The sequence below is a fragment of the Pseudonocardia sp. genome, from assembly GCF_050246655.1.
Lineage (GTDB): Bacteria > Actinomycetota > Actinomycetes > Mycobacteriales > Pseudonocardiaceae > Pseudonocardia.
This window is the reverse complement of the sequence record NZ_JBFWVQ010000071.1, coordinates 22,893-30,429: the sequence shown is the minus strand read 5'-3', so window position 1 is coordinate 30,429 and position 7,537 is coordinate 22,893. Positions and strand designations below refer to the sequence as shown.

General features: G+C 76.4%; 9 protein-coding genes. 6 read left to right on the top strand and 3 right to left on the bottom strand.

Translation table 11 applies throughout. The features are described from left to right. The 3 genes from nadA to nadC all read left to right on the top strand — a co-directional run. Positions 1-556 (top strand): quinolinate synthase NadA (gene nadA / locus AB7J25_RS20640; protein WP_428511229.1); only part of this gene is annotated, 556 nt, incomplete at its 5' end. Continuing rightward, entirely contained in the window at positions 553-2,175 is a 1,623-nt protein-coding gene (locus tag AB7J25_RS20635) for an L-aspartate oxidase (RefSeq protein ID WP_428511228.1), read from the top strand. The genes nadA and AB7J25_RS20635, both read left to right, overlap by 4 nt. A gap of 92 nt (positions 2,176-2,267) precedes the next feature. Then, entirely contained in the window at positions 2,268-3,116 is an 849-nt protein-coding gene (gene nadC, locus AB7J25_RS20630; protein ID WP_428511231.1) for a carboxylating nicotinate-nucleotide diphosphorylase, read from the top strand. Between the two features lie 103 nt (positions 3,117-3,219). Here nadC and AB7J25_RS20625 read toward each other — a convergent pair whose 3' ends face one another. Both AB7J25_RS20625 and AB7J25_RS20620 read right to left on the bottom strand, forming a co-directional pair. Then, positions 3,220-4,032 carry a DUF1707 SHOCT-like domain-containing protein gene (locus tag AB7J25_RS20625; protein WP_428511227.1) on the bottom strand — a complete coding sequence of 271 codons (813 nt, stop codon included), beginning with the start codon at positions 4,030-4,032 and terminating at the stop codon, positions 3,220-3,222. A gap of 24 nt (positions 4,033-4,056) precedes the next feature. Continuing rightward, a complete protein-coding gene (locus tag AB7J25_RS20620) occupies positions 4,057-4,566 on the bottom strand; it encodes a type II toxin-antitoxin system PemK/MazF family toxin (RefSeq protein ID WP_428511226.1) in 510 nt (169 codons plus the stop codon). On the opposite strand from AB7J25_RS20620, the gene hisD reads away from it, so the two are divergent. Then, positions 4,483-5,754, top strand: a complete 1,272-nt coding sequence (hisD, locus tag AB7J25_RS20615; RefSeq protein ID WP_428511225.1) for a histidinol dehydrogenase — start codon at positions 4,483-4,485, stop codon at positions 5,752-5,754. The genes AB7J25_RS20620 and hisD overlap by 84 nt on opposite strands. Here the strand turns inward: hisD and AB7J25_RS20610 are convergent. Next, on the bottom strand, positions 5,687-5,833 hold the full coding sequence (locus AB7J25_RS20610; protein ID WP_428511230.1) for a hypothetical protein: 147 nt from the start codon (positions 5,831-5,833) through the stop codon (positions 5,687-5,689). The two genes, hisD and AB7J25_RS20610, sit on opposite strands and share 68 nt — an antisense overlap. Here AB7J25_RS20610 and AB7J25_RS20605 point away from each other — a divergent pair. Together AB7J25_RS20605 and hisB are read left to right on the top strand one after the other, a co-directional pair. Further along, entirely contained in the window at positions 5,811-6,935 is a 1,125-nt protein-coding gene (locus tag AB7J25_RS20605; protein ID WP_428511224.1) for a histidinol-phosphate transaminase, read from the top strand. The genes AB7J25_RS20610 and AB7J25_RS20605 overlap by 23 nt on opposite strands. Then, the gene (hisB, locus tag AB7J25_RS20600) at positions 6,932-7,531 is read left to right on the top strand and encodes an imidazoleglycerol-phosphate dehydratase HisB (protein ID WP_428511223.1); all 600 of its coding nucleotides are present in this window, start codon (positions 6,932-6,934) and stop codon (positions 7,529-7,531) included. Before AB7J25_RS20605 ends, hisB begins: the two co-directional genes overlap by 4 nt. Positions 7,532-7,537: the final 6 nt, after the last annotated feature.

Here is a 7,537-nt window from a genome sequence, read left to right as displayed (position 1 = left end):
GTCGATCCCCGCCGCCCGCGTGGTGCACTTCCTGCCCGACCAGTTCCTCGGCGCGCACGTGCGGCGGAACCCCGGCCGGGAGAACATGCCCGTCTGGGCGGGGGTGTGCCACGACCACGCCGGGATCAGCGGGCCCGCGCTCACCGCGCAGGCGCAGGCGCACCCGGACGCCGAGCTCTTCGTGCATCCCGAGTGCGGCTGCGCCACGTCCGCGCTCTACCTCGCCGGGGCGGGGGCGGTGCCGCAGGGGCGCGTCAAGATCCTCTCGACGGGCGGGATGCTCGACGCCGCCCGCGCGTCCACGGCCGCCACGGTGCTGGTGGCCACCGAGGTCGGGATGCTGCACCAGCTGCGCCGGGCCGCGCCCGAGGTGGACTTCCGGGCCGTCAACGACCGGGCGTCGTGCCGCTACATGAAGATGATCACTCCGACGGCGCTGCTGCGCTCGCTGCGCGACGGCACCGACGAGGTGCACGTCGAGCCCGGGCTCGCGGCGCGCGCCCTGGCGTCGGTCGAGCGCATGATCGCCATCGGCAGGCCGGGGGGTGGCGAGTGACCCCGCGCCGGGCCGCTCGCGGCGCGGGCTGGGAGGCCGGTGCGGATCTCGTCGTCGTCGGCAGCGGGGTCGCGGGCCTCACCGCGGCGCTGGACGCGGCCGAGCGCGGCCTGCGGGTCGTCGTCGTGACCAAGGACGCTCCGGACGCGGGCTGCACGGCGCTCGCGCAGGGCGGGGTCGCCGTCGTCCTCGGCGACGTGGCGGGCGACGGTGCCGGCCTGCACGTCGCCGACACCCTCGCCGCGGGCGGGGGGCTCAACGACCCCACCGCCGTCGCCACGATCGTCGCGGGCGGGCCGGCGGCCGTCGCCCGGCTGCGGGCCAGGGGCGCGGTGTTCGACGGGCCGCCGGGACGGCTGGACCGCACCCGCGAAGGCGGGCACTCGGCGTTCCGGGTGATCCACGCCGGCGGGGACGCGACGGGCGCGGAGGTCGAGCGCGCGCTGGTCGCGGCCGCGGCGTCGGGCGGGTTGGCGCTGCTCACCGGCCACGTCGCCGTCGACGCGCTGCGCGACGGTGCGGGGGCCGTCGTCGGGATCGCGCTGCTCGACGACCGGGGCCGCCCCGGCGTGCTGCGCGCGCCCGCGGTCCTGCTCGCGACCGGCGGCTACGGCCAGCTCTACGCGAGCACCACCAACGCCGCCACCGCCACCGGGGACGGGGTGGCGATCGCCCTGCGCGCCGGTGCCGTCGCGGCCGACCTGGAGTTCGTCCAGTTCCACCCCACGGTGCTGCACGTGCCGGGGGCGACGGGGCAACGCCCGCTCGTCACCGAGGCCGTCCGCGGCGAGGGTGGCGTCCTGCGCGACCGCGCCGGGCGCGCCTTCATGGCCGACGTGCACCCGCTCGCCGACCTCGCCCCGCGCGACGTCGTCGCCGCCGCGATCACCCGCCGGATGGCCGAGACGGGCGCGGCGTGCGTGTGGCTGGACGCCACCGGCATCGACGGGTTCGCCCGCCGGTTCCCGACCGTCCACGCCGCCTGCGCCGCTGTCGGGGTCGATCCGGCCCGCGACCCGATCCCGGTGACCCCTGCCGCGCACTACGCGTGCGGTGGCGTCGCCACGGACGTGGACGGGCGCACCGGGGTCCCCGGCCTCTACGCCGCGGGTGAGGTGGCGCGCACCGGGCTGCACGGTGCGAACCGCCTCGCGTCGAACAGCCTGCTGGAAGGCCTGGTCGTCGGTGCGCGGGTGGCGCGGACCGTGGCCGCCGATCTCGCCGCGCCCCGCGTGGTCGCGCGCGGCCTGCTGGCCCCGGCCCCGGCCGTCGCGATCGCCGACCGCGCCGTCCTGCAGCGGGCGATGAGCGCGGGCGCGGCGATCGGCCGCGACGCCGCAGGGCTCGCCGCCGCGTCGGACGCCGTCGAGGCCGTCACGGTGCTCGGCTCGCCGATCGACCGGGCCGGGATGGAGGACGCTGCGCTCACCCTGCTCGCGCAGGCCGTCCTCGCCGCGGCGGGAACGCGCCGCGAGACCCGTGGCTGCCACGTCCGCACGGACTTCCCCGACCGCGACGACGCCTGGCAGCGCTCCAGCCTGCTGGTGCGCCTGGACGAGGCGGGGCGGCCCGTCGTCGAGTTCGAGCGCGCCGCGGTCGGCACGGCGGGTGCAGCGTGAGCGCCGAGCGTGCGGTGACGCAGGTCGCGACCGGACAGGGTGCACACCCGCCGGTCCGCGGCCCCGCGGCCGGCGTCGGCGGCGCCACCGGGATCGGCGTCCCCGATCCGGCGGACCTGCACCGTGTCGTCGAGACGGCCCTGGCCGAGGACCTGCGCTACGGCCCGGACGCGACGACGGCCGCCACCGTGCCCGCGGACGCCGTCGCGGTGGGGGAGTTCGCGGCGCGCAAGCCCGGCGTGCTCGCGGGGCTGCCGGTGGCACGCGCGGTGCTGGACCGCGTGCTCGGTGACTACGAGCTGCTCGTCGAGCGTGCCGACGGCGACCGGCTCGCCGCGGGCGACGTCGCCCTCGCCGTCCGCGCGCCCGTGCGGGGCCTGCTCACCGCGGAGCGGACCGCGCTCAACCTGCTCTGCCACCTGTCGGGCGTCGCGACGGCCACCCGCGCCTGGGTGGACGCCGTCGCCGGCACGCGCGCCCGGATCCGCGACACCCGCAAGACGCTGCCGGGCCTTCGGCTGCTGGAGAAGTACGCGGTGCGCTGCGGCGGCGGCATGAACCACCGCCTCGGCCTCGGCGACGCCGTGCTGATCAAGGACAACCACGTCGCCGCCGCGGGCTCCGTCGGCGCGGCGCTGGCGGCCGCCCGCGCGGCGGCCCCGGACCTGCCGTGCGAGGTCGAGGTGGACTCCCTGGGGCAGCTCGACGAGGTGCTCGCCCTGGGCGCGGAGCTCGTGCTGCTGGACAACTTCAGCGCGGCGCAGACGGCCGAGGCGGTGCGCCGCCGCGGGAGCTCGCCGACGCTGCTGGAGTCCTCGGGTGGCCTCACGCTGCCCGACGCCCGCGCGTACGCGGAGACCGGCGTCGACTTCATCTCCGTCGGCGCGCTCACGCACTCGGTGATCGCCCTGGACCTGGGGTTGGACCTGCGCGCGGGGTGAGCCCGGGGTGCCCGTCCGTCCGGGGCCATGATCGCCGCGGGCGGTACATGGCGCTCGGATGTGAGCGCCGTGCACCTGGCGTGGTGATCACCGCCGGGGCGGATCAGCCGGCCGCGTACGGGTGGACCGAGACGATCGAGCCGTCCGGGCGGGCCTCCAGGTAGCCGGACTCGTGGTAGTCGTTGGAGGCGTACACCGCGACCTGCGGGCCGTCCCCGTCGTCGTCGAAGATCAGGTACGTGCTCGTGGCCTCGCCGACCTTCAGGCTCTCCGGTGCGCCCGCCACCAGCGGCAGGACGACGGCCGGGTCGAACGCGGCCAGGTCGACCAGCGGCTGGTCGGCGTCACGCGTCCCGCCCTCGGAGGGCCCGTCGAGCCCGCCGCGGTACTGGTAGGTCTGCGCGCGGCCGGGCCGGCCGGGCACCGCCGTCGTGATCACCGCGTACCCGGGGTAGACGGTCGCCTGCGCGACGCGGGTGGTGCCGAGCTGCTCCTGCACGTCGGCGAGGAAGCGGGTGAAGCCCTCGGGGGTGTGCAGGCCGGCGAGCCCGACGACCCGCGGCGTCGTCCCGGACGCCTCACCGGAGCCGACCGTCCCGGCTTCCGTCGCGTCCGGCGCCGTCGCCCGGCCGATCCCGAAGCCCGCCGCCAGCAGCAGCACCGACAGCACCGCCCCGACGAGCCGCGCCCGCCCGCGGGGCCGGGCAGGCTCGGCGACGCGTCGGGTCACCTGCGGGGTGACCTGCAGGTCCTCGACGAGACCGCGCAACTCGCCGAGGGTCCGGGCGCGCAGCGCGGCCGCGGTGCGCTCGCGATGCTCGGCGCCGTCCAGCTGGCCGTCGGCGAACGCGGCGTCCAGGGCGCTGCACACGCTGCTGCGGTCCGCGTCGCGCGCGCGGGTGCGGGAAGGGGACACGCGCGGGATCGTAGATACCCGCGATCACAGCCCGAGTACCAGCCGTAGCCCGTCGTCGACGGCCCGAACGTACGCCGGATCGAGCGCGCCGATGCGCTGGTCGAGCGTCACGCGGTCGACCGTGAGTAACTGCGACACGTTCACGACCGACGGCTTCGGCAGGCTGCCGGCATGCCGGGGCAGCGTGACGTTGCCCGGGGCCGCGGCCAGCCGCAGGTTCGAGGTGACGGCGGCGACGAGGACGGTCGAGATCCGCGACCGGTTGAAGCGGTTGGAGGACACGACCAGCGCCGGGCGCCGGTAGGCGGATCGAGACCCCGCCTCTCGAGGCGTTTGTCGACAGCGCGGTCGGGCCCTGGGCGGCCCGTGATCGGCGGAAACGGCGCACGTACCCTGACCTCCATGCTCCGCCGCACCGACCTGCGCACCGCACCCCTGCCCCGTCCCGCCGTGCTGCGGACGCTCGTGCCGCGCGCCGAGGTGGACGTCGACGCGGTCCTCGCCGACGTCGCGCCGATCGTGGATGCGGTGCACGAGCGCGGGGTCGAGGCCGTCCTGGAGTTCGCCGAGCGGTTCGACCGGGTGCGCCCCAGCGGGATCCGGGTGCCGCGCCAGACGCTCGCCGGGGCGCTCTCGGCGCTGGACCCCGCGGTGCGTACGGCGCTGGAGACCTCGATCGAGCGCGCCCGGACGGTGCACGCGGAGCAGCGCCGCACCGACACCGTCACCCAGGTCGTCGCGGGCGGGACGGTGACGGAGCGGTTCGTTCCGGTCCGCCGCGTCGGCCTGTACGCCCCGGGCGGGCTCGCGGTCTACCCGTCGAGCGTGGTGATGAACGTGGTGCCCGCGCAGGAGGCGGGCGTGGAGTCCCTGGTCGTCGTGAGCCCCCCGCAGGCCGAGCACGGCGGGCTGCCGCACCCGACGATCCTCGCGGCGGCCGCGCTGCTCGGGGTGGACGAGGTGTGGGCCGTCGGCGGCGCGCAGGCCGTCGCGCTGCTCGCCTACGGCGGCACGGACACCGACGGCGCCGGGCTGGAGCCGGTCGACATGGTCACCGGGCCCGGCAACATCTACCTGACGGCGGCGAAGCGGCTGCTGCGCGGCCTCATCGGGATCGACGCCGAGGCAGGCCCGACCGAGATCGCGGTCCTGGCGGACGACACCGCGGACGCCGCCCACGTGGCCGCGGACCTGATCAGCCAGGCCGAGCACGACACGATGGCCGCGTCGGTGCTGGTCACGACGTCGGACGCGTTCGCGGACGCGGTGGACGCCGAGCTGGCCGTGCTGGTCGCGCAGACCAAGCACACCGAACGGATCCGCACCGCGCTCGGCGGCCCGCAGTCCGGGACGATCCTGGTGCGCGACCTCGCCGAGGGCGTCGCGGTCGTGGACGCCTACGCCGCCGAGCACCTGGAGATCCAGACCGCGGACGCGCGCGAGGTGGCGATGCGGGTGCGCAACGCCGGCGCGATCTTCGTCGGGCCGTGGGCGCCGGTGTCGCTGGGCGACTACTGCGCAGGCTCCAACCACGTGCTGCCCACCGGCGGCTGCGCGCGGCACTCCGGGGGCCTGTCGGTGCAGACGTTCCTGCGCGGCGTGCACGTCGTGGAGTACACGCAGGAGGCGCTGCGCGACGTGGCGGACCGGGTCGTCACGCTGGCCCACGCCGAGGACCTGCCCGCGCACGGCCAGGCGGTCTCCGCCCGTTTCGCCCGATGACCGCCCCGATGACCGCCCCGACGACAGCCCCGACGACAGCCCCGACGACAGCCCCGATGACAGCGGTCGAGCAGGGGATCGGGACGGACGTCGGCCTCGAGGACCTGCCGCTGCGCGCCGACCTGCGCGGCCGCAGCCCCTACGGCGCGCCGCAGCTGGACGTCGCGGTGCGCCTCAACACCAACGAGAACCCCTACCCGCCGCCGCCGGAGCTGGTGGCCGACGTCACCGCGGCGGTCCGCGAGGTGGCGGCGCAACTGCACCGCTACCCGGACCGGGACGCGGTCGCGCTGCGCGCCGACCTCGCCGCCTACCTGCGCACCGCGACGGGGGTGCCGCTGCAGGCCGCCAACCTGTGGGCGGCCAACGGTTCCAACGAGATCCTCCAGCAGGTCCTGCAGGCCTTCGGCGGGCCGGGCCGGGTGGCCGTCGGGTTCGAGCCGTCCTACTCGATGCACCCGATCATCGCCGCGGGCACCCGCACGGAGTGGCTGCGCGCTCCCCGGGGTGCGGACTTCGCGATCGACGTCCCCGCCGCGGCCGCGTTGCTCGCGCGGCGGGCCCCCGACATCACGTTCCTGACCAGCCCGAACAACCCCACCGGCCAGTCACTGGAGCCGGCGGAGCTGGCCGAGCTGATCGACGCCGCGCCCGGGATCGTCGTGGTGGACGAGGCGTACGCCGAGTTCTCGGACCGGCCCAGCGCCGCCACCCTGCTCCCGCACCACGGGGCGAAGCTGATCGTCTCGCGCACGATGAGCAAGGCGTTCGCGTTCGCGGGCGGCCGGCTGGGCTACCTCGCCGCCGCCCCCGCCGTCGTGGACGCGCTGCAGCTCGTCCGGCTGCCGTACCACCTGTCGGTGCTCACCCAGGCGGCCGCGCGGGCGGCGCTGCGGCACGCGGACGCGACGCTCGCGTCGGTGGCGCTGCTGCGCGCCGAGCGGGACCGGGTGATGGCGGCGCTCGCCGCCGCCGGCTACGACGTCGTGCCGAGCGACGCGAACTTCGTGCTGTTCGGCCGCTTCCCCGACGCCCCCGCGGCGTGGCGGGCGTTCCTGGACCGCGGCGTGCTGATCCGCGACGTCGGGATCCCGGAGCGGCTGCGGGTGACGGTCGGTACGCCCGAGGAGAACGACGCGTTCCTGGCCGCAGCGGCCGGGGTGCTGGAGGAGATCGCATGAGCAGGGTCGGCCGCGTGGAGCGGGTGACGAAGGAGTCGAAGGTCCTCGTCGAGATCGACCTGGACGGCACCGGGATCACCGCGATCTCGACGGGCGTGCCGTTCTTCGACCACATGCTCGACGCCTTCGGCAAGCACGGCGCCTTCGACCTCACCGTGGCGGCCACCGGCGACGTCGAGCTGGACGCGCACCACACCGTCGAGGACACCGCGATCGTGCTCGGGCAGGCACTGCGCCAGGCGCTGGGCGACAAGGCGGGCATCCGCCGCTTCGGCGACGCCTGGATCCCGATGGACGAGGCGCTCGCCCAGGCGGTCGTGGACGTCTCCGGCCGGCCGTACGCGGTGCACTCCGGCGAGCCCGAGGTGATGGCGGGCTTCGTCGTCGGCGGGCACTACCCCACGGTGCTCAACCGGCACGTGTTCGAGTCGCTGGCCTTCCACGGCCACCTCGCGCTGCACGTGCGCGTCGTGGACGGGCGCGACCCGCACCACGTCACGGAGGCGGAGTTCAAGGCCGTGGCCCGGGCGCTGCGGGCCGCGGTGGCGCGCGACGACCGGATCACCGGCGTGCCGTCGACGAAGGGCACCCTGTAACGGCGG

Bases quoted from the DNA above. Each gene is read 5' to 3' on its own strand.
- AB7J25_RS20605 (WP_428511224.1), top strand. From the start codon at position 5,811: ATGACAGCGGTCGAGCAGGGGATCGGGACGGACGTCGGCCTCGAGGAC.
- hisB (WP_428511223.1), top strand. From the start codon at position 6,932: ATGAGCAGGGTCGGCCGCGTGGAGCGGGTGACGAAGGAGTCGAAGGTC.